The following is a 20,961-nucleotide window of genomic DNA, read 5'->3' on the forward strand; positions in this document are numbered from 1 at the left end:
CGCCCGCCCCGACCCCGGGGCGGGCGGGCGCCGTCGTGTGTGCCGGGGCGCGATTGTCCGCCGAGCGGGCGGCTCGCATCCGCTGTGGCGGGCGTCACGCGCACGGCGGGTCCGCGCGGGGATCGGTGGGTCTTATCATCCGGCATCAGATGATTTTCGGTGGATGAGCCCGAGGAGTCCGCGGATGCCCGTTCGTTCCCTCTCCGCCGGCTCCTCCGGCACCGGTCGCAGGCGCCGCACCCGCCGCACGCTGCTGTGGGGGCTCCTCGGACTCGCGGTGGCCGTGCTCGCCACGGGCGGCTGGCTGTACCACCAGCTCAACGGCAAGCTCAGCAGCGTCGACATCGACGCGCAGCTCGCCGACCAGGGCGCCGAACGGCCGGAGACCGGCCCGGAGGGCGGCCGGTCGATCCTGGTCCTCGGCACGGACTCGGCCACCGACCCGGGCGCCGCCGGGCTGCCGGCCGGGGCTGCCGGGGCCGGCACGCCCGCCGCCCCCGGCGCGGAGCTCCCGACCTCCGGGGCGGCGGTGGTGGTGCGGCTGCCCGACAGCGGCGGCGCCCCGACCGCGGTCGGCATCCCCGCCACCCACCCGGTCCCGGCCCCCGACTGCGCCACCGGCCAGGCGGAGGCCGAAGGGACAGAGACCGAAGGGACGGAGGCCGAGGGGACGGGCGGGGCCGAGGAGCCCGAGGAGGCCCGGGAGGTCGCCTTCCACACCGTCCGCGCCGTCGGCGGCCCCGGCTGCGTCGTACGAGTCGTGGAGGGCCTCTCCGGCATCCGTATGGACCACTACATCGAGGTGGACGTCGCCGGCCTCGGGGAGCTGGTGGACGCGCTGGGCGGCATCAGCGTCGAGCTGACGGAACCGGTCCGGGACGACCTCAGCGGCGTCACCCTGGCCGCCGGCCCGCAGCGGCTCGACGGCTCCACTGCGATGGCGGCCGCCCGCGCGGCGGGCCCGGAGGAGCAGCAGCGGCTGCTGGTCGCGCTGTTGGCCGAGCTCCGGGACCAGGACGTGCTGGGGAGCCCCACCACCCTCTACCGGGTGGCGGAGGCCGCCGCCGCGACGCTGACCACCGACGCCGGGCTGGGCTCCGTCCCCGACCTGGTGGCCTTCGCGCGGGACCTCAGCAGTTCGGGCACCGACGGTGTGGAGATGCTGGCGCTGCCCGCCGACGCACCGGGCGCCGAGCCGGTCTGGGCGTCGCTCCGCGGCGAGGAGTGAGGCGGGCGGCGGGGGCGGGCTGCCGCCCCCGCGTGCCGGTGCTCAGCCCTGCCGGACCAGGTGCAGCTCGCGCGCCCCGGCGGTGAAGCCGAGGGAGCGGTGCAGCGCGTGCGCCTCACCGCCCTCGGTCACGCGGGTCGTCGCCGTGACGGCCCCGTGGCGTCGGGCGGCGTGGAGCGCCGCCAGCGTGGTGGCCCGCAGCAGCTCGGCCTGGCCGGCGACGCCGGTGACCTCCACCGGCTCCAGCGCCGCCGAGCGGTTGGCGTCGTCGAGCCACGCCAGGCGGGCCGCCGCCCCCGCACCACAGCTGGTCAGCCCGGCCAGCCAGTCCAGTTCGGGGCGGTAGGGCCAGCGCCGCGTGCAGCGCAGCCACTCCTCCCTCGCCACCGCGGGATCGTCCCCGGCCCAGGCACCGACCGTGGCGCGCACCCCGGCGTCCGCGTCGCCGCGGACGTGCCGGAGCCAGTGGCCCTCCGGGGTCTGCGGGGTGGGCAGGTCGGTGAGGGCCCGCCGCAGGTGCAGGACGGGGCGGGGCGCGGCGGTCTCGTGGTAGCCGGCGGCGCGGAGCCGCGCGAGGAGCGCCTCCTCGCCGTCGGCGACCGCCAGGGCGGGCTGTCGGCCATCGGGGGCGGCCGCCCAGTCGAGCAGCTCCGCCGTCAACTCCACGTGCTCGGGGTCGATCTGGAGCCGCAGCGGCTCCCCCGCGGCGGCGCCGTCGCCGTGGCGCGCCCAGGCCACCACCCGGCCGTCGTCCTCCCACAGCGCGAGCGGCGCCGGGGACGCCGCGCCGGGGACGATCGTGCGTTCCGCCAGTTCCCCTATGTGCCAGCGGCCCGGCGCGCCGGGCCAGAGCCGCTGTGCGAGCGCCTGCATGGCCCGCAGGTCGGCGGGGCCCTGGTAGGTCCGTCGTCGGTATCGGCCGTCGCTCACGTTCCCCGCCCAATCCGCCGGTGGTCCCGCGTCCGGTGACGTCCGGGGTCAACCACCGCGCCCGTGTGTGCGACGCTACCGGCGACGGACCGGCCGTGCCCAGAGCCCGGGGGAACGTCGGTATGTTCGTGTCCCCCGGCCCTGGAGGAGTCGTGTCCGGACCCCGCCCGGCCTCCGGCCGCGCCCTGGCCGCGGGCGCTGCGGCGGTGGCCGCCGCCACCGCGGTCGCGCTGCTCGCCGTCGGCGCCCGCTCTGCCGACGACGGGGCCGAACCGGACGCCGGGGAGACGCCCGAGGAGCTGCGCGTCCGGGTGCTGGCGACGCTGCCGCACGACACCGACGCCTTCACGCAGGGGCTGGAGGTGCACGACGGGGTGCTCTACGAGGGCACCGGCCGGTCGGGCCGTTCCTGGGTGTCGGCGACGAGCCTGGCGGACGGCGTTGAACGCGCGCGGGTCGACCTGCCCGAGCCGCTCTTCGGCGAGGGGGTGACCCTCACGGGTGACGCGCTGTGGCAGCTGACCTGGCGGGACGGCGTCGCCTTCGAGCGCGACCCGGAGACCCTCGCCGAGCGGCGGACCGTGCGGTACGAGGGCGAGGGCTGGGGGCTGTGCCACCAGCCGGAAGCGGACCGGCTGGTGATGAGCGACGGTTCGGACACGTTGCAGTTCCGCGACCCCGTCACCTTCGAGCGGACCGGCGAGGTGCGGGTCGCCTCGGGCTCCGGAGAGGTCGACGACCTCAACGAGTTGGAGTGCGTGGGCAACGCGGTGTACGCCAACGTGTGGCACTCCGACACCATCCTGCGGATCGACCCCGAGGCGGGCCGGGTCACCGCCGAGATCGACGCCTCCGGACTGCTCACGGCCGACGAGCGCCGCGCGGCCGACGTCCTCAACGGCATCGCCTTCTCGCCGGACCACGATGCCTTCCTGGTCACCGGCAAGCTCTGGCCGCACCTGTTCGTGGTCGAGTTCGTCCCGGTCTGACCTCGCCCGTCCACCGCGGGACCCCGGCCCTCAGCGCGTGGCTGAGCCCCGGGCCGGGCCCGCGACGCCCTTCACGGCCATCTGCCGCGTTGACGAAAGACGCCCGGACACCACCCGGTACGCGGGCGCCCCTCCGCCGTGCAGCTGACCGCATCCGGCGCCGCGAGCCGGCCGACGCAGGGTCCCGCGCCCGCCCTCAGGGCAGCCGGCGGTAGAAGAAGGTGCAGTCCTCCAGCGTTCCTGCGGGGTCGCGGGCGAAGTCGGGGACGACCCCGTAGGGGGTCCAGCCGTCCCGGCGGTACAGCTCCTCCGCGGGGCTTCCGGTCGCCGTGTCGAGCAGCAGCAGCGTCAGTCCGGTGGCCGCCGCGTGGTTCCGGGCCGCCGCCAGCAGCTCCCTGCCCAGGCCGGCGCCCCGGGCGTCCCGGTGCACCAGCAGCTTCCTGATCTCGCCGCGGTGGACGGCGTTGGCCTTCGGCGCCCGGTGCAGGACGACGGTGCCGACGACCCCGCGCTCGTCCTCGGCCACCCACACCTGCTGGGTGCCGGAGTCGATCTCCGCTCCCTGCTGCCGCCACCACCGCTCCGCGGCCTCGGTGTCGAAGGGGGCGAGGAACCCCACGGAGGCCCCGCCGTCCACGGAGTCGGCGAGCAGCGGTGCCAGCCCGGGCAGCCGCGCGCGGAACTGCTGCGGGGTCAGCGGGCCGAGGACGCGGGCCACGGTAATGCTCCTCGCGGTGGCGGCCGGGCACGGCGGTCCGGTCGGACGGGGGTCGGGGACGACAACGGGGACGGAGCCGGTCCGCCGCCCGCGCAGTGCGGGCGGCGCACCACCGGGATCAGGCCCGGGCGGTGTCGAGGCTGCCGTCGAGTCGGGCGACGTGACCGGTGACCTCGCGGGCGATGTCGGGCGCGGTCAGCCCGATGGCGGCCATGACGTCCTTGCGGGAGCCGTGGTCGAGGAACTGCGGCGGGATGCCGAAGTCCCGCACCGGGACGTCGACCTCGGCGTCGCGCAGCGCCTGCGCCACGGTCGAGCCGACGCCGCCGACCCGGCTGTTGTCCTCCACGGTGACCACGAGGCGGTGGCGCGCGGCGAGGCCGGGCAGCTCCGGGTCGACGGGCTTGACCCAACGCGGGTCCACCACCGTGCAGGAGAGACCCTGCCGGCCGAGGAGCTCCGCGGTCTCCAGGCACATCGGCGCGAGGGCGCCCACGGACAGCAGCAGCACGTCGGGACGGTCGGTGCCCTCCTGCGGCGCCCGGAGCACGTCCATACCGCCGACGGTGCCCACGGACGGCACCGACGGGCCGACCGCGCCCTTGGAGTAACGCACCACGGTGGGAGCGTCCTTGACATCGACGGCCTCGCGGAGCTGCAGCCGCAGCTGCTCGGCGTCGCGGGGAGCGGCGAGGCGGAGGCCGGGGACGCACTGCAGGATCGACATGTCCCACATGCCGTGATGGGAAGCGCCGTCCGGGCCGGTGACCCCGGCGCGGTCCAGCACGAAGGTCACACCGAGCTTGTGCAGGGCCACGTCCATCAGCAGCTGGTCGAACGCGCGGTTGAGGAACGTCGCGTACACCGCGAAGACCGGATGCAGCCCGCCGGCGGCGAGACCGGCCGCGGAGACCGCGCCGTGCTGCTCGGCGATGCCCACGTCGAAGACCCGCTCGGGGAACTCGTCCGCGAACTCCTTGAGCCCCACCGGGCGGAGCATGGCGGCGGTGATGGCGACGACGTCGCGGCGCTCGCGGCCGATGCGGACGATCTCGTCGCCGAAGACGGAGGTCCAGTCGGCGCCGGCCGCGGCGACCGGGAGGCCGGTGTCGGGGTGGATCACGCCGACCGCGTGGAACTGGTCGGCCTCGTCCTCGCGGGCGGGGCGGTAGCCGCGGCCCTTCTCGGTGAGGCAGTGGACGATGACCGGGCCGCCGAACCGGCGGGCACGCTGGAGGGCGGACTCCAGCGCCTCGATGTCGTGGCCGTCGATCGGGCCGACGTACTTGAGGCCGAGGTCCTCGAACATGCCCTGCGGGGCGATGAAGTCCTTCAGCCCCTTCTTCGCCCCGTGCAGCGCGTCGTGCAGCGGCTTGCCGACGACCGGGGTCCGGTTGAGGACCTCCTTGCCGAGGGCGAGGAACTTCTCGTAGCCGTCGGTGGTGCGCAGCGTCGCCAGGTGGTTGGCGAGACCGCCGATCGTGGGCGAGTAGGAGCGCTCGTTGTCGTTGACGACGATGACCAGCGGCCGGTCCTTGGCGCCGGCGATGTTGTTCATCGCCTCCCAGGCCATGCCGCCCGTCAGCGCGCCGTCGCCTGTGACGGCGACGACGTGGTCGTCGCGGCCGTGCAGCTGGTTGGCCTTGGAGAGGCCGTCGGCCCAGCCCAGCACGGTGGAGGCGTGGCTGTTCTCGATGACGTCGTGCTCGGACTCGGCCTGCGAGGGGTAGCCGGAGAGGCCGCCCGCGGAACGCAGCCGGCTGAAGTCCTGGCGTCCGGTGAGGAGTTTGTGGACGTAGCTCTGGTGGCCGGTGTCCCACAGGATGCGGTCGGCCGGGGAGTCGAAGACACGGTGCAGCGCGATCGTCAGTTCGACGACACCGAGGTTGGGGCCCAGATGTCCGCCGGTCTTGGAGATCGAGTCGATCAGGAAGGTCCGGATCTCCTCGGCCAGGGTCACCAGCTCCTCCTGGCTGAGCTGGTCAAGATCGCGCGGTCCCGTGATGCGGGTCAGCAGCGCCACCCGTGCCTCCTAGCTGTCGATCTGCGTGCCGTCACACGGCGGACGGCTCCGTTGCCGATCCGTCGAGTCTAATGTTCCGTCCGGGCGGCCCGTCGCGGAGCTGTGCGAGATAGGTCACCCGGAGGGCTCAGGAAGCCGGGTGGGCCGCCCCGCACCGACGCCCCGCGCACCGGGGGCCGGCCACGGTCGGTGACGGGACGCCGGTGGTGCGCGGGGCGTGGGGCGAACGGGTGCGGACGCCGGGGCGTGTCGTTCGGATCGTCGGACACCGGGCCGCGGTCCCCCGACCGATCCGAACGACACACCCCCTAGGTTCGGCCGGCGGTGCGTTGCGTCCGGCGCGAGACGGAGTCGACGACGACCGCGATCAGCAGCACCGCACCGGTGATCATGTACTGGATCTCGCTGGCCATGCCGAGGAGGTTCAGGCCGGTGGTGATGGACTGGATGACCAGGGTCCCCAGCAGCGCCGACCAGATCCAGCCGCGTCCGCCGAAGAGGCTGGTACCGCCGATAACGGCCGCGGCGATGACGTTCATCAGCAGGTTTCCGGAGCCAAGGCTCTTGGAGGCGCCGCCGGCCTGCGCCGCCCAGAACAGGCCGCCGAGCGCGGCGAGCGAGCTGGCGATGGTGAAGACCGTCAGCCGCACGCGGACCACGTTGATGCCGGCGCGCCGCGCGGCCTCGGCGTTGCCGCCGACCGCGAAGATCTGCCGCCCGTAGGAGGTGCGGCGCACCATGAAGTCGGCGGCGATCAGCACCGCGAGGAAGATGACGAGGGCCAGCGGCAGCCCGCGGTGCTGGTTGAGCACGTAGGCGACGGTGAAGGCGGCCACCGCGACCAGACCGATCCGCACCGCGAGGTCGACCATCTGGCGGTTGGGCAGCTTGGCCGCCGCGCGCCGTCGCTCGCCCGTCCAGAGGGCGGCGGCGTAACCGAGCGTGATCACCAGGGCAAGGCCGTAGGCGGCCGCGATGTCACTGAAGTAGAAGTTGTTGAAATCCCGGACGAGGCTGTCGCGGGGGATGTTGATGGTCCCCTCGCTGCCCATGATCCAGATCTGCAGGCCGCTCCACCCGAGGAAGCCGGCGAGGGTGACGACGAACGCGGGGACGCCGATCTTCGCGAAGAAGAACCCGTGGATGGTGCCGACGACCGCGCCCGCGGCGATGGCCAGCACGATGGCGAGCAGGTCGTTGACGCCCTGACCGACGCTCAGGACGGCCCAGATCGCGGCGCTGAGCCCCGCCATGGAGCCGACGGAGAGGTCGATCTCGCCCAGCAGCAGCACCAGCACGATCCCGACCGCCATGAGACCGGGGCCGGCGATGTAGACGGTGATGTTGCTGAGGTTGCCCGGGGTGAGGAAGGTGCCGGTCAGCGACTGGAAGACGACGGCGATGATGATCAGGCCGACGACGACGGGTATGGCGCCGAGCTCACCGCCGCGTATCTTGCGGCGGAACTCCTCTACGTACCCGGCCATGCCGCGTTCGCGGACCAGGAGCCGGGGGTCGACCACGGGTGCGGCCGCGCCTGCCGGCTCCTGCTCGCCGGTCGGGGTGGTGCCGCTCATGCTGTCTCCTCGCCGGCTTCGGTGGTGCGGTTGCGGTCGTCGTCGGCCGCGGCGTCCGTCGACGGCGCGGCACCGTCCTTGGTGAGGGTGCGCGCGCTGCGACGCGTGACCGCGTTGTCGGCGGCACCGGTGATGGCGGCGACGATCTCCTCGTGGCTGGTCTCCGCGACCGGGAAGATGCCGTTGTTGCGTCCCAGCCGCAGCACGGCGACCTCGTCGGCGACCGCGCGGACGTCCGCCATGTTGTGGCTGATGAGGACGACGGCGAGCCCCCGGCGGCGCAGCAGCTCCACCAGGTCGAGCACCTGGGCCGTCTGCTCGACGCCGAGCGCGGCGGTCGGCTCGTCGAGCACCACCACCTCGGGCTCGCCGATCAGGGCGCGCGCGATGGCGACGACCTGCCGCTGCCCGCCGGAGAGCGAGGCGACGGGGATGCGCACGCTGGGGATGCGGATCGACAGGCTGTCCAGGAGCTCCCGGCAGCGGGCCTCCATGGCGACCTCGTCGAGGACCCCCAGGGAGCGGGTCTCCCGGCCGAGGTAGAGGTTGGCGACGACGTCGAGGTTGTCGCAGAGCGCGAGGTCCTGGTAGACGGTGGCGATGCCGAGGTCCTGGGAGTCCTGGGGGCGCGCGATGCGGTGCGCCCGGCCCTTCCACTCGATCGTCCCGGCGTCGGCGGTGTATACCCCGGCGATCGTCTTCACCAGGGTGGACTTGCCGGCGCCGTTGTCGCCGACGAGGGCGGTGACACGGCCGGCGTGGATCTCCAGGTCGATGTCGCTGAGGGCCTGGACGGCGCCGAAGCGTTTGGAGACGCCACGCAGCGCCAGCAGCGGTGCGGTGGTCATGGTGCGGTGTGCTCCTTCGCGGGCTGGAACCCGCCGGGAGGGCGGCCCGGCGGGCGCGTCCGCCCGGGGCGGTCGGCCGCTCCGGGCGGGGCGGGGCCGAGGGGCACGCCCCCGGCCCCGCACGTGGGGTGACTCAGTCGAGGCCGAGCTCGGCGCAGGCCTCGGCGTACTCCGGCGTGCAGATGTCGGAGATCTCGTAGAAGCCGTCGGCGATGACGGTGTCGGCGATGTTCTCCGCCGTGACCGCGACGGGCGTCAGCAGGGCGCTGGGCACGCCGTCCTGGGTGGGGCTGTCGACGCTGTCCGGGGTGAGGTCGTCGAAGTCCTCGCCCTCCAGCAGCCGGACGGCGACCTCGCCGGTCGTCTCGGCCTGCGGGATGAGGGCCTTGTAGACGGTGAAGGCCTGCTCACCGGCGATGATCCGCTGCAGACCGGCCAGTTCGGCGTCCTGCCCGCCGACCGGGACATCGCTCACGCCCGCGTTGCCGAGGGCGGTGATGATGCCGGCCGCCATGCCGTCGTTGGCGGAGTAGACGGCGTCGAAGCCGTCGGTGCCGAGCGCCTGGATGGCGGTGCTCACGGTGGAGTTGGCCTCGGCGGGGTCCCACCCGTCGATGTCCTGCTCGTAGACGATCTCCACGACGTCGTCCAGCACGTCGTGGGCGCCCGCCTTGAACATCGCCGCGTTGGGGTCGGTGGGAGACCCGTTGATCATGATGACGCGGGCGCCCTCGGCGTCGTCGCCGAGCGCCTCCAGCATGGCCTCGCCCTGGAGCTGGCCGACGCGGAAGTTGTCGTAGGAGATGTAGGCGTCGATCTCGCCCTCGGCGAGGCGGTCGTACGCGACGACCGGCACGCCCTGGTCGGCGGCCTCCGCGACCCAGGACTCGGTCACGCCGGCATCCACGGCGTCGAGGATGATCACGTCCACGCCCTGGGTGAGCAGCGCGTCGAACTGCTGCTTCTGGAGGGCGGTGTCCTCGGTGGCGTTGCTGTAGGAGATCGTGCAGTCCTCGCACAGCTCCTTGATCTTGCCCTCGATGCCCGGGCGGTCGAACGCCTCGTACCGGGTGGTGGAGTTCTCCGGGAGCAGGAGCCCGATGCTGCGGCTCTCACTGCCCCCGCCGCCGTCACCGCCGTCGTCACTCCCGCCACCTGCTTCGCCGCATCCGGCCAGGGTGACCGCCAGACCGGTCGCGGCTATGCCCGCCAGCACTGCGCGAAGTCGCACGCCCATCGTTCGCCTCCTGTCGGGGCCGCACCCACGCGGCCCGAGTGGGGTGAGCTAACCGCCCACTGCCCGGGACAGTCAACAGGTCGGAACGGGATTCCCCATGGTCCGGTACAGGCCATGATCCGGCGGTTCGCGCGGACCGCGACGCGCCTGTTCGCCGGGGCGTTCCGGATGCCCGTTCGAGCAGGGCTGGGTGCCCGGAGGTGACCACATCCCGCCACGCGCACGGCCGGGCGCGGATGCGTTCGCCACGCCCGGGCCCCGCCACCGACAGGCGCGGTCTCGCGGCGGCACCGCGACACCCGGCGCCCGCATGACGTCCCCTCCTGCCCGTTCTGCGCCCGTCGGGCCGACGGCCCCCGCCGCCCCGGCGCAGGACCGGGCACGGGGCCCAGGCGGGCCGACGCCCCCTCAGCCCTGATCGTCCCGGGGAGCGGCGGAACCGATGAGCACCCCGTCGCCCATCTCGCGCAGCGCGAGCGCCAGCGCCCCCAGGACCTCGGCGCGACCGCCGAGCGCGCCTGCCACCAGCGACAGCTGCCGCGCCGCGCTCGGGATGGTGTAGCGGCGCACCGCCGTCCGCATCGGCTCCAGCACCAACTCGCCCGCGTCGGCCAGTTCGTCGCCGATCACGACGCGGCTGGGGCCGAGGACGTTGCACAGCTGCGCCACGCCGCTCCCCACGTGGTGCGCGATGTCGGCGAGCACCCGCCGGCAGCCGGCGTCCCCGTCCCGCGCCGCCCGCACCATGCCCGCCATCGTGAGTCCGGGTCCGTGGGTGGCCGCCAGCAGCGGCAGGACATAGCGGGAGGCAGCGAAGGTCTCCAGGCAGCCGCGGTTGCCGCAACGGCACACCGGCCCCGACTCGTCGAGCGTGATGTGCCCGATCTCCCCGGCGCTCCCGCCCGGGCCCCGGTAGATCTGCCCGTTGATCACCAGGCCGGCCCCGACGCCGCTGGCGACCTTGACGTAGGCGAGGTCCGCGCAGCCCCGGCCGCTCCCCCAGACCAGCTCGCCCAGGGCGCCGAGGTTGGCGTCGTTGTCGACGTAGACCGGCGCGCCGAGCCGTCGACTCAGCTCCTCGCTCGGGTTGGTGCCGTGCCAGCCGGGGAGCAGCGCCGTCGCGTCGATGACCGAGCGCTCGGCGTCGATGGGCCCCGGCACGCCGAGACCCACGCCGATGATCTTCGTCCGGGAGCTGCCCGCGGTGGTGAGCAGCCCGTCCACCATGCGCTCGGCCAGCTCGAAACCGGCGTCCGCCGCGGAGTCCACGTCGAACGGCTCCGACTCCTCCGCCAGCACCTGGTGCGCCAGGTTGCCGACCGCCACGCGGAGGTGCGAGTGGCCGAAATCCACCCCGACGACGACACCGGCGTCGCTGGACAGCGAGACGCTGCGGGCACGACGGCCACCGGCGGAGGTGTCGCGCACGTCGATCGTGCCGAGTTCTCGCAACTCCCTCACGATGTTGGAGACCGTGGCGGCGGACAGCCCCGTCGCGCGGGCGATCTCCGCCTGCGTCAACGCGCCGGCTCCACGCACCGCGCGCACCACGCGTTCCAGGTTGGCCCGGTGCAGTGAGGACTGCGACCCAGGAGTCTGCGCCACGGCCGGCTCCCCCTTCAGCTCGACTCGGCGCGCCCGCGCGGACCCGCCGGTCGCACCACTATAGAAACGCCCCAGTGCCCCCAGGCACACGACGGGGACCGTCCGTGACGGGTCCTAGACTGCGACACAGTTCGACAGAGAGGACGTCCCAGCATGCGCCCCGAGCGGTTCCGCGACTTCGCAGTGCAGAGCTACACCACGGCCGGCCTCGCAGCCGAGCCGTGGGACGACGGGAACAAACGCCCGCTCGGCGTCAAAGTGACCCTCCCCTCCGGGGCGCAGGTGTGGCACGCCGTGACCGTGCAGAGCCCGGAGGGTGAGAAGTCCTCGGAGCCCGAGAAGATCGTCGAGGGCGACGCCCCGGCGTCCGAGCCGCTTCCCGACCTGACGTCGAGGGTGCCGGTCCCCACGGTCGAGGCGTTTCTCGCGGGGACGATCCGCAACGCGGGCAGCACCGAGGTGTCCGGGGTGTACAGCTACTCCGGACGGGAAACTCCCTCCGTACACCCCGGCTTCGGGGTCACGTTCCACAGCGGTGCGAAGGCGTTCTGCGTCTTCGTCCATGTGGCCGGCCCGGGTCAGGGCCGTCCCGGCAACGCCTACGACATCCCCACGGAGGTCTGATGCCACGATTCGATCCCGGACTCTGCCACGGAAACTGCCCGGAGTGCGGTGGGTACGTCGGCACATCCGCCGGCGAACCCGTCCCCCATCATCAGCCGGTCGACGGCCGCGACCTGGGACCCTGCCCGGGAATCGGCCGTCCGACAGCGTGAAGCAGCCGCAGGTGGGGCGCGCACCGTCGCGCGGTGCGCGCCCCTGAGTCACTTCAGCGCGCCCGCCGTCAGTCCGGCCTGGACCTGCCGCTGGAAGGTCACGTAGACGACGAGCACGGGCAGCATGGCGACCGTCAGACCCGCGTACAGCGCACCCCAGTCCCCCTCGTAGCCCATCTGCACCATCAGCGCGGCGAGCCCCTGCGGCAGCACGTAGTCGTCGCGACTTCCGACGTTCAGGACCCGTGGCAGCACGAACTGGTTCCACTGGCCCAGGAAGTTGAAGATGCCGATGGAGATGAGGCCGGGCTTGGCCATCGGCATCATGATCTGCCAGAACGTGCGGGTGTGGGAGGCGCCGTCGACGATGGCGGCCTCGTGGACGCCGCTGGGCAGCGTGCGGAAGAACGCCGTCAGGAAGAAGATCGTGAACGGCAGCGAGTACGCGATGTAGACCAGGATCAGGCCGGGCCGGGTGTTCAGCAGGCCCAGGTTCTGCAGCATGAAGAACAGCGGCACCAGCGCCAGGAAGATCGGGAACATCAGCCCGCCGATGAACAGCAGGTGGAGCGCGCGGTTGCCGCGGAAGGTGTAGCGGGCGATCACGTAGGCGGCCATCGAGCCCAGCAACATTGTCCCGGTCAGGGAACCCGACAGGATGATCAGCGAGTTGAGGGCGTAGCGCCCGATGTTCGCCTCGGCCCAGGCGTTGGCGAAGTTGGCCCAGTGGAGGCCGCTGGGCAGCCCGAACGGGTCGCTGAGCACCTCGGCGGAGGTCTTGAAGGCGGAGACGACGATCCACAGCAGCGGGGCGGCGGCCATGACGGTCCACAGCACGAGGAAGGAGTGGGCGAAGACGTTGAGAACGCCGCCCTCCTCCTTCACGTGCCCGCCGGACGGGGCCGGTTCGGCGGGTGCGGGTCGTTCTGGGCGGAGTTCGCCGTCCTCGGCGCGGTCGGCGGTGTCGGTGGTGCTCATGGTGTTCGCTCTCCCCGCTCAGAACTCGATCCGGTCACGCCGGCCGACGCGCATCATGAGCAGCGCGAAGGTCAGGGTGATGAGGAACAGGACGACCCCCACGGCGGTCGCGTAGGCCGCCTGGCCGTCGCGGAACGCCTTGAGGTAGAGGAAGGTGGGCAGCACGTCGATGCCCTGGCGCGGGATCATGATGGAGACGATGGCGAAGGCGTCGAGCGCCTGGATGCCCATGTAGATCCAGCCGGTCCTGATGGCGTCCCAGGTCAGCGGGAAGGTGATCCGGAAGAACGTCGTGGAGCGGTTGGCCCCGTCGAGCAGTGACGCCTCGTAGATCTCCTTGGGGATCGACCCCATCGACGCGGAGAAGAGCACCACGTAGAAGCCGACGAAGGACCAGCACAGCACCAGCAGCGTCACCCAGAGCCCGTACTTGCCGAGCCAGTCGTTCTGCGTCAGGGCGCCGAGCCCGACGTTCTCCAGCAGCGGGTTGACCACGCCCGAGCGGGGGCTGAACGCGCGCGCCCAGATCACGGCGATGATGGCGACGGAGAGGACCTGCGGGAAGAAGTAGACGATCTTGTAGAACTTCGAGCCGAAGACCCCGGAGACCGTCTCGTTGCGGCGGTGCCGCCCGCCGGCGTTGAGCATGTAGGCGAAAAACAGCCCGAGCGCCAGTGTGATCACCGGGGCGAACACCAGCAGGACGAGGCTGTTGCGGGTCGCGTCCCAGAACTGGGAGTCGCTCCAGAGGCGTACGTAGTTGTCGAAGCCGATGAAGGTGAACTCGGTGCCGTAGCCGGACCAGTCCGTCATCGAGTAGTAGAACGCCTGAACGAACGGCCAGGCGACGAGCAGGAGGTAGAAGGCGAGCGGCAGCAGCGTGAACCACGCCACGAACCGGTACTTGTCCAGCGCCCGGTAGCGCCGGTCGTACTTGACCGCCTCCGGAGTCAGGGAGGGCGGCAGGAAGAACGCCAGGACCAGTCGGCGGGTGGGCACGCCCGGCCGGACCTCCGGCCGCGGTCGCTCCGGCGGCGGCGCGACGGCGACTCCGCCGCGGGCGGCGGGTCGGCCGTCGGCGGGGTCGCCGGCTGCCTCCCGCGAGCTGTCGGGTGGGACCTCACTGTGCATTGCGCCCCGTCTTTCGTCGTCGGTCCGCTGTGGGGGGCCGCCTCGGCGGCCGCGGCTGGGCACGGGTCGGCGGCGGGGCGGGCTGGCCCGCGCCACGTCTGCCGGTGACCGCCGGAGCGGCCACCGGCGGACGGTCAGAGGTACTTCTCCACGGTGTCGTCCTGGGCGATGCGGTCCGCGGCCTGCTGGATGCGGTCGGTCGCCTGCGCCGCGGTCAGCTCGCCGGCCATCATCTGGCCCATGGCCACACCCATGTGGTCGATGAACAGCTCCGCGTACCAGTCGCGGAACCGCGGCACGATGATGTTGTCGCCCGCCCCCTGGATGGCCTGCTGTGCGCTGGCCAGCCCCGGGGGGAGGTCCAGGTCGTCGGCGGAGCCGGCGACGCAGGTGAGCGAGGCGACCTTGTCGGTGAAGTTGCGGGCCATGTCGTTGCTGAGCATCATCCGCAGGTACTCCATACCGGCGGCGCGGTTCTTCGCGTTCTGCGGCACGAGGAAGGGTTCACCGGCCGCGGCGTAGATGACGCCGTAGGGCAGCGCGTCGGAGGAGTCCAGGCCGGTCGGCGCACCGACGGCGAGGTCGAAGTCGTCGGGGATGACCTCCTTGGACTCGTTCTCCACCCAGGAGCCGTTGGGGATGAACAGCGCCCGCCCCTGGGCCCACTCGGTCTGGGAGTCGATGTGGTCGATGCCGGGGGTGCCGGGGAGCACCAGGCCGCGCGCGGCCAGCTCCTCGAACGCCTCGAAGGTGGCCACCACCGCGTCGGCCTTCCAGGCGTCCGGCTCCAGCCGGTCGATGGCCTCCATGACCTCCTTGCCGCCGACCTTGACGGCCATCGGCAGCATGGAGAAGGCGAGGTAGCGGGCGTGCTGCCCGGCGTAGGTCCAGCCGTAGACGTCGTGGTCGCGCCGGGCCTTCTCGCAGACGCGGATCATCTCGTCCCAGGTCTCCGGGAACTCTTCCTCCAACGTGTCGTTGAGGAAGCGCTTGGAGTACCAGGTGCCGTGGACGGTGTAGACGTAGTTCAGGTGGTAGGAGGCGTCGCCGCCGTACTGGCCCACCTCGATGGTGCCCGGGAGCAACGTGTCGCGGACGGGGACGTCCGGGTCGTCCCAGGACGGCGCGTCGAAGAGTTCGGTGAGGTCGGCGATCTGGTTGTCGCGGATCAGCGCCGGGTGCGGCATCTGGTTGGCACCCGAGTTGTTGATCATGTCGGGCGGGTTGCCGCCGACCAGCCTCGGCTGCATCAGCTGGCTGATCTCCTGGGTGGAGTCCAGCGTGACGGAGCCGTAGTTCTCCTCGTACAGCTTCGCGGTGTCGCGGGCGTACTCGTCGCCGAACCCGCCGTCGAAGATCACCACTTCGACGCCGCCGTCCTCGGCGACACCGAAGGGGTTGCGGTCGCTCACCTCGCCCGATCCGGTGCTGTCGCCGCCGTTGCCGCCGCCACCGCTGGCGCACGAGGTCAGCGCCGCCACGCCGGGAAGGGTGAGGGCTCCGGCCAGGGCGGAGCGCTTCAGCAGCGTTCGCCGGTTCAGGTGGGAACTGGAGGTCATGCGCGGGTCCTCGCCTTCCTACAGGACGCTGCGGCAGTCGCGGCCCCCCGCCCGTCGTCTCGACGCGTGGGCCCCGCCACCGCAGGTCTACTCAGCTGCTCAGCCATGCCACGCAGGCTCTTTTGGCGCCGTACCGACCGGGCGGGCCCGCGCCCGTCGGCGCCGGGGCCGCCCGGGTGCCGACAGGTATAGTCCGGTCTCCCGGAGGCGGCAAGATCGAAGACAACTTTCACCGGTGGGCTTTTCCGAGTCGATACCTCCCCGACACACGGCACGGGCCGGAGCTTTCAGCGAGAAGATACGGCCATTGGTCCACCACATCGTGAAGGCGCCGCCGGGAGTGCTCCCGACGGCGCCTTCACGTGCACCGTTCACCGGACGTCACGACGCCCGTTCGAGTGGTCACCCACCCGGCGCTCCCCCAGGTGACGCAACGGACACCCGGGGTGGCGACGGGGTGGGGAGCGCCGCTCCCCACCCCGTCGCCCGTCGTTCACGGATCAACCGTTCGGCGGCGCGGTGCCGCCGCCGAACGGGCGACCTGACGGGCCCTTCGGAAAGTTACTTCCGGAGCAGCGACCGCAGCACGTACTGCATGATGCCGCCGTTGCGGTAGTAGTCCGCCTCACCGGGGGTGTCGATGCGGACGACCGCGTCGATCTCCACGCCGGTGTCGGTGGTGACCTTCATCGTGGCGGGGATGCCGCCGTCGTTGAGGCCGGTGACACCGCTGACGGCGAAGGTCTCCTCGCCGGTCAGTCCGAGCGAGGCGGCGGACTGGCCCTCGGGGAACTGCAGCGGCAGCACGCCCATGCCGATGAGGTTCGAGCGGTGGATCCGCTCGTAGGACTCGGCGACGACGGCCTTCACGCCGAGCAGCGCGGTGCCCTTGGCGGCCCAGTCGCGGGACGAACCGGAGCCGTACTCCTTGCCCGCGAGGATCACCAGCGGGGTGCCCTGCTCGATGTAGTTGCGCGAGGCGTCGTAGATGAAGGAGACCGGACCGTCGGGCTGGGTGAAGTCCCGGGTGTAGCCGCCCTCGGTGCCGGGCGCGATCTGGTTGCGCAGCCGGATGTTGGCGAAGGTGCCGCGGATCATGACCTCGTGGTTGCCGCGGCGCGAGCCGTAGCTGTTGAAGTCACGCCGGGCGACGCCGTGCTCGGTGAGGTACTTGCCGGCCGGGGTGTCCGCCTTGATGGCGCCGGCGGGCGAGATGTGGTCGGTGGTGACCGAGTCGCCGAGCTTGGCCAGCACGCGGGCGCCGGTGATGTCCTGCACCGGCGACGGCTCGGCGGTCATGCCCTCGAAGTACGGGGGCTTGCGGACGTAGGTCGACTCCGGGTCCCACTCGAAGGTGTTGCCGGTGGGGATCGGCAGCGCCTGCCACTGGGCATCGCCGGCGAAGACGTCCGCGTAGGACTCGCCGAACATCTCCTCGCCGATCGCGGAGGCGACGACCTCCTCGACCTCGGCCTCCGAGGGCCAGATGTCCTTGAGGAAGACGGGGTTGCCGTCGGAGTCGTTGCCCAGCGGGTCACGGGTGATGTCCACCGTCATGGAGCCGGCCAGCGCGTAGGCGACCACCAGCGGGGGCGACGCCAGGTAGTTCATCTTGACGTCGGGGTTGATCCGGCCCTCGAAGTTCCGGTTGCCGGAGAGCACCGAGGTCACCGCGAGGTCGGCCTCGTTGACGGCGGCCGAGACCTCGTCGGGCAGCGGGCCCGAGTTCCCGATGCAGGTGGTGCAGCCGTAGCCGACCAGGTTGAAGCCCAGCTTGTCCAGGTAGGGGGTCAGACCGGCGCGGTCGTAGTAGTCCATGACGACCTTGGAACCGGGCGCCAGGGTGGTCTTCACCCACGGCTTGCGGGTCAGGCCGCGCTCGACCGCCTTCTTCGCCACCAGCGCCGCGCCGACCATGACGGTCGGGTTGGAGGTGTTGGTGCAGGAGGTGATGGCGGCGACGGTGACGGCGCCGTGGTCGATCTCGTAGGTGCTGCCGTCGGGGGCGGTCACCTGGGTGGGGCGGGTCGGCACGCCGGTGGAGACGGCCGGGGCGTCGGAGGCCGGGAAGGACTCCTTGCCCGCCTCCTCGTCGTCGGTGACGTAGTTGCGGACGTCCTGCGCGAACTGCTGCGCGGCGTCGGCGAGGACGATGCGGTCCTGGGGGCGCTTCGGGCCGGCGATGGAGGGGACGACGGTGGAGAGGTCGAGCTCCAGCTTCTCGGAGAAGTCCGGCTCGGCGGCCGGGTCCAGCCACAGCCCCTGCTCCTTGGCGTACGCCTCGACCAGGGCGAGCTGCTGCTCGCTGCGGCCGGTGAGCTTGAGGTAGCGGAGGGTCTCGCCGTCGATCGGGAACATCGCGGCGGTGGAGCCGAACTCCGGCGACATGTTGCCGATGGTGGCGCGGTTGGCCAGCGTGGTCTCGGCGACACCCTCGCCGTAGAACTCCACGAACTTGCCGACGACACCGTGCTCGCGCAGCATCTCGGTGATGGTGAGCACCAGGTCGGTGGCGGTGGTGCCGGGGTTGAGCGAGCCCGTCAGCTTGAAGCCCACGACGCGCGGGATCAGCATGGAGACCGGCTGGCCGAGCATCGCGGCCTCGGCCTCGATGCCGCCGACGCCCCAGCCCAGCACGCCGAGGCCGTTGACCATGGTGGTGTGCGAGTCGGTGCCGACCAGGGTGTCGGGGTACGCCTGGCCGTTGCGGACCATGACAGTGCGGGCCAGGTGCTCGATGTTGACCTGGTGGACGATGCCGGTGCCCGGGGGGACGACCTTGAACTCGTCGAAGGCGGTCTGGCCCCAGCGCAGGAACTGGTAGCGCTCGCGGTTGCGGCCGTACTCCAGCTCGACGTTCTGCTGGAACGAGTCCGGCGTGCCGAACTTGTCGGCGATGACGGAGTGGTCGATGACCAGCTCGGCCGGGGCCAGCGGGTTGATGCGGGCCGGGTCGCCGCCCAGCTCCTTGACGGCCTCACGCATGGTGGCGAGGTCGACCACGCAGGGGACGCCGGTGAAGTCCTGCATGATCACGCGCGCGGGCGTGAACTGGATCTCCTGGCTGGGCTTGGCCTGCGAGTCCCAGCCGCCGATCGCACGGATGTGGTCGGCGGTGATGTTCGCGCCGTCCTCGGTCCGCAGCAGGTTCTCCAGCAGGACCTTGAGGCTGTAGGGCAGGCGGGCGGAGCCCTCGACCTTGTCCAGCCGGAAGATCTCGTATGACTCGTCCCCCACGCTGAGCGTGGAGCGGGCGTCGAAGCTGTTCGCCGACACGACAGTCTCCTTCGGTGCATGATGTGGCGCGTCCGCCCGCCATTCAAGCCGCCCGACTGCGGGCCGGCCCACTGAGGTCACCCTCAGTTCTCCCCGACGGACGGGGCCTCTCAAGATATCTCGATGTCGAGATAACTCTAGTGCATCGCGGCGGCCCGAGCCCGGCGACCCCGCCGTCGGCCGACCGTCGTGCCGTCCGGCCCCGGGGTGCCGTTGGGAAGCGGGACCGCACCCGCCGGTTACCCGGAACCGCGCGCTTCAGTCGAGCCGCGCCACCCGAGAGCACCGCAAGACGCCGACCGGGTCGCCACGATCCGCCCCCGCGCGCCTCGCCAACGGAAATTCTCACGCCGAAAGCACTGCAGATTGCAGTCGCGAGAAAAACAGCCCGTGATGACCGGGACCCTACTGTGGCGATACGCGATTGATACAGCTCCAGATCACACTGCCGGCGAGCCGGTAGAAGTCGAACCACCGGTTCGCAACCCGTTCCCGGCATTGCGGATCGGCGACGATCGGCCGTCTCGCTTCCTTGACGGAAAAGCGCGCGCGCTGCAAAGCTCCCGCGACCGGCGGAACCGACGCGGAGCGGGCGCGGCCGACCACCGCGCGACGGCCATGACGCCGTCACCAATGGCGCCGGACCACCGCCCACGCGGCGACGGACTACGGAGGATCGGCAGTGAATCGGGAGCACACAGCTGCACAGGAAGCCAGTTTCCGCTTCTCGATCATCGGAGGCCTGGATCTACGCATTGACGGCGCACGCCCGGAAACACCGACGGGGAAACAGCACACGCTCCTGGCCTCGCTTCTGCTGCACCCCGACCGCGTGCTGTCGACGGACGAGCTCATCGACTACCTCTGGGAGGACTCCCTCCCGCAACACCCCGCTGCCGCCCTCCATACCGTCGTGACCCGAGTACGACGAGCGCTGTGCGGCGAAGCACGCTCCCGCGACGTCATCCGCCGCCGCGGGAGCGGATACGGGCTGGCGTCCTCGGACTGCTATGTGGACCTGGTCGAGTTCCGCTCGCTGGTCCGCCGTGCCGACACCGCCCGGCGCGAGGGAAACCACGGCAAGGAGTCACAACTGCTCGGTGCCGCCCTCGCCCTGTGGTCATGGCCCGCCCTTCCGGACGTCGGGTCCCGGACCCTGCGCCGCGCCGTCCTGCCGGGGCTCACCGAGGAATGGTTGGCGTCCGCCGAGCGGCGGGCCGAGGTCGACCTCGCGCTCGGACGTCCGCAGAGACTGATACCGGAGCTCACCACTCTGGCGACGGCCTTTCCCTACCACGAAGGGCTCTGGCGGGCGCGCATACTCGCCCTGCACCACTCCGGACGGGACGCCGAGGCACTCCGCGTCTTCTCGGAGTTCCGCGACCGTGCACGCGCCGAACTCGGCGCCGAGCCCGGCTGCCTCCTGAAAGCCGCGCACCTCGCCGTTCTCCGCGGCGGTACCGGCCGCCCCGGGACGACGAAAGCGCAGTGAAAGACCGGTGAAATGAGCTCCTACTAGCGTTGCTCGAGAACGCACACCACGGTCTTCCGAGGAGGAGAAATGAAGGACACCACCGTCACGCCGTACGAGGCGCCGGCGCTGCTCGACGCCGGGGACTTCACCGAGGTCACCCTCGGCCGCAACAGCTGGGGCTTCGACAGCTCCATGCTCTGCCGCTGGATCAACTGCCAGCCCGCTTGATCTCGACCGCGGGATGACATGCGGCGAAAGAGCACGAGCGAGCCACCGGAGAATTCCGGCGGGAAGAGCTCGTCGACCGGCCATCCTTTCGTCCGGTGCCGAACGTCATTCCTGAGGGCGCCCCGGCGCACCTGCTTCCGGCAGGGCGCATCCCCCGGGTCGCATCCGACACCGCGGTGAACCACCAGAACCCACGACCGGAGGAAACATGAAGAACACCACCACCTCGCTCTACGAGGCGCCGGCGCTGCTCGACGCCGGGGACTTCACCAAGGTCACCCTCGGCCGGGTCAGCTGGGGCTTCGACAGCTCCATGCTCTGCCGCTGGCTCAACTGCCAGGTCTGATCCGGGCTACGGGGCGCGTCGGACCGGCTCCCGCCGCC

17 protein-coding genes are annotated in these 20,961 nt (G+C 71.8%); 6 read left to right on the plus strand and 11 right to left on the minus strand.

Annotated elements, in window-relative coordinates; translation table 11 throughout:
- The first annotated feature begins 184 nt into the window (after nt 1–184).
- Complete coding sequence (locus tag HCN56_RS04870) at nt 185–1,228, plus strand: LCP family glycopolymer transferase (RefSeq protein WP_167968227.1); 1,044 nt, start codon at nt 185–187, stop codon at nt 1,226–1,228.
- Nucleotides 1,229–1,270: 42 nt separating this feature from the next.
- Here HCN56_RS04870 and HCN56_RS04875 read toward each other — a convergent pair whose 3' ends face one another.
- Nucleotides 1,271–2,158 (minus strand): hypothetical protein, encoded by an 888-nt coding sequence (locus HCN56_RS04875; RefSeq protein ID WP_167968228.1) that lies wholly within the window; start codon nt 2,156–2,158, stop codon nt 1,271–1,273.
- Between the two features lie 152 nt (nt 2,159–2,310).
- On the opposite strand from HCN56_RS04875, the gene HCN56_RS04880 reads away from it, so the two are divergent.
- The gene (locus tag HCN56_RS04880; RefSeq protein ID WP_312871055.1) at nt 2,311–3,147 is read left to right on the plus strand and encodes a glutaminyl-peptide cyclotransferase; all 837 of its coding nucleotides are present in this window, start codon (nt 2,311–2,313) and stop codon (nt 3,145–3,147) included.
- A 196-nt stretch (nt 3,148–3,343) separates the two neighbouring features.
- Here HCN56_RS04880 and HCN56_RS04885 read toward each other — a convergent pair whose 3' ends face one another.
- The 6 genes from HCN56_RS04885 to rok7B7 all read right to left on the minus strand — a co-directional run bounded on the left by HCN56_RS04885 (nt 3,344) and on the right by rok7B7 (nt 11,155).
- Nucleotides 3,344–3,865, minus strand: coding sequence for a GNAT family N-acetyltransferase (locus HCN56_RS04885; protein ID WP_167968230.1), 522 nt, complete (start codon nt 3,863–3,865; stop codon nt 3,344–3,346).
- A 118-nt stretch (nt 3,866–3,983) separates the two neighbouring features.
- Nucleotides 3,984–5,888, minus strand: coding sequence for a 1-deoxy-D-xylulose-5-phosphate synthase (gene dxs, locus HCN56_RS04890; protein ID WP_167968231.1), 1,905 nt, complete (start codon nt 5,886–5,888; stop codon nt 3,984–3,986).
- 308 nt (nt 5,889–6,196) lie between these two features.
- A complete protein-coding gene (locus HCN56_RS04895) occupies nt 6,197–7,465 on the minus strand; it encodes a sugar ABC transporter permease (RefSeq protein ID WP_167968232.1) in 1,269 nt (422 codons plus the stop codon).
- On the minus strand, nt 7,462–8,313 hold the full coding sequence (locus HCN56_RS04900; protein WP_167968233.1) for an ATP-binding cassette domain-containing protein: 852 nt from the start codon (nt 8,311–8,313) through the stop codon (nt 7,462–7,464). Before HCN56_RS04900 ends, HCN56_RS04895 begins: the two co-directional genes overlap by 4 nt.
- Before the next feature lie 133 nt (nt 8,314–8,446).
- Nucleotides 8,447–9,550 (minus strand): substrate-binding domain-containing protein, encoded by a 1,104-nt coding sequence (locus tag HCN56_RS04905; RefSeq protein WP_167968234.1) that lies wholly within the window; start codon nt 9,548–9,550, stop codon nt 8,447–8,449.
- A gap of 408 nt (nt 9,551–9,958) precedes the next feature.
- Complete coding sequence (rok7B7, locus tag HCN56_RS04910) at nt 9,959–11,155, minus strand: ROK family transcriptional regulator (RefSeq protein WP_167968235.1); 1,197 nt, start codon at nt 11,153–11,155, stop codon at nt 9,959–9,961.
- 153 nt (nt 11,156–11,308) lie between these two features.
- On the opposite strand from rok7B7, the gene HCN56_RS04915 reads away from it, so the two are divergent.
- Nucleotides 11,309–11,779, plus strand: coding sequence for a hypothetical protein (locus tag HCN56_RS04915; RefSeq protein WP_167968236.1), 471 nt, complete (start codon nt 11,309–11,311; stop codon nt 11,777–11,779).
- A gap of 200 nt (nt 11,780–11,979) precedes the next feature.
- On the opposite strand, the gene HCN56_RS04920 is transcribed toward HCN56_RS04915, so the two are convergent.
- The 4 genes from HCN56_RS04920 to acnA all read right to left on the minus strand — a co-directional run bounded on the left by HCN56_RS04920 (nt 11,980) and on the right by acnA (nt 18,875).
- Nucleotides 11,980–12,909 (minus strand): carbohydrate ABC transporter permease, encoded by a 930-nt coding sequence (locus HCN56_RS04920; protein ID WP_167968237.1) that lies wholly within the window; start codon nt 12,907–12,909, stop codon nt 11,980–11,982.
- An 18-nt stretch (nt 12,910–12,927) separates the two neighbouring features.
- The gene (locus HCN56_RS04925) at nt 12,928–14,040 is read right to left on the minus strand and encodes a carbohydrate ABC transporter permease (RefSeq protein WP_167968238.1); all 1,113 of its coding nucleotides are present in this window, start codon (nt 14,038–14,040) and stop codon (nt 12,928–12,930) included.
- 134 nt (nt 14,041–14,174) lie between these two features.
- The gene (gene ngcE, locus HCN56_RS04930; protein ID WP_167968239.1) at nt 14,175–15,599 is read right to left on the minus strand and encodes an N-acetylglucosamine/diacetylchitobiose ABC transporter substrate-binding protein; all 1,425 of its coding nucleotides are present in this window, start codon (nt 15,597–15,599) and stop codon (nt 14,175–14,177) included.
- A gap of 561 nt (nt 15,600–16,160) precedes the next feature.
- Complete coding sequence (gene acnA, locus HCN56_RS04935) at nt 16,161–18,875, minus strand: aconitate hydratase AcnA (protein ID WP_167968240.1); 2,715 nt, start codon at nt 18,873–18,875, stop codon at nt 16,161–16,163.
- A 682-nt stretch (nt 18,876–19,557) separates the two neighbouring features.
- Between acnA and HCN56_RS04940 the strand changes: the two genes are divergently transcribed.
- From HCN56_RS04940 to HCN56_RS04950, 3 genes are all read left to right on the plus strand, one after another.
- Nucleotides 19,558–20,367, plus strand: a complete 810-nt coding sequence (locus tag HCN56_RS04940) for an AfsR/SARP family transcriptional regulator (RefSeq protein ID WP_167968241.1) — start codon at nt 19,558–19,560, stop codon at nt 20,365–20,367.
- A 69-nt stretch (nt 20,368–20,436) separates the two neighbouring features.
- Nucleotides 20,437–20,577, plus strand: a complete 141-nt coding sequence (locus tag HCN56_RS04945) for a keywimysin-related RiPP (RefSeq protein WP_167968242.1) — start codon at nt 20,437–20,439, stop codon at nt 20,575–20,577.
- Between the two features lie 208 nt (nt 20,578–20,785).
- Entirely contained in the window at nt 20,786–20,923 is a 138-nt protein-coding gene (locus HCN56_RS04950) for a keywimysin-related RiPP (RefSeq protein ID WP_167968243.1), read from the plus strand.
- Nucleotides 20,924–20,961 lie beyond the last annotated feature (38 nt).

This window comes from Streptomyces lonarensis (assembly GCF_012033735.1).
In the GTDB taxonomy this organism is placed as follows: Bacteria; Actinomycetota; Actinomycetes; order Streptomycetales; family Streptomycetaceae; genus Streptomyces; species Streptomyces lonarensis.

Coding starts and splice junctions, on each gene's coding strand:
- HCN56_RS04870 (WP_167968227.1), top strand. CDS start 185: ATGCCCGTTCGTTCCCTCTCCGCCGGCTCCTCCGGCACCGGTCGCAGG.
- HCN56_RS04895 (WP_167968232.1), bottom strand. CDS start 7,465: ATGAGCGGCACCACCCCGACCGGCGAGCAGGAGCCGGCAGGCGCGGCC.
- HCN56_RS04900 (WP_167968233.1), bottom strand. CDS start 8,313: ATGACCACCGCACCGCTGCTGGCGCTGCGTGGCGTCTCCAAACGCTTC.
- HCN56_RS04905 (WP_167968234.1), bottom strand. CDS start 9,550: ATGGGCGTGCGACTTCGCGCAGTGCTGGCGGGCATAGCCGCGACCGGT.
- HCN56_RS04915 (WP_167968236.1), top strand. CDS start 11,309: ATGCGCCCCGAGCGGTTCCGCGACTTCGCAGTGCAGAGCTACACCACG.
- HCN56_RS04920 (WP_167968237.1), bottom strand. CDS start 12,909: ATGAGCACCACCGACACCGCCGACCGCGCCGAGGACGGCGAACTCCGC.
- HCN56_RS04925 (WP_167968238.1), bottom strand. CDS start 14,040: ATGCACAGTGAGGTCCCACCCGACAGCTCGCGGGAGGCAGCCGGCGAC.
- ngcE (WP_167968239.1), bottom strand. CDS start 15,599: ATGACCTCCAGTTCCCACCTGAACCGGCGAACGCTGCTGAAGCGCTCC.
- HCN56_RS04945 (WP_167968242.1), top strand. CDS start 20,437: ATGAAGGACACCACCGTCACGCCGTACGAGGCGCCGGCGCTGCTCGAC.
- HCN56_RS04950 (WP_167968243.1), top strand. CDS start 20,786: ATGAAGAACACCACCACCTCGCTCTACGAGGCGCCGGCGCTGCTCGAC.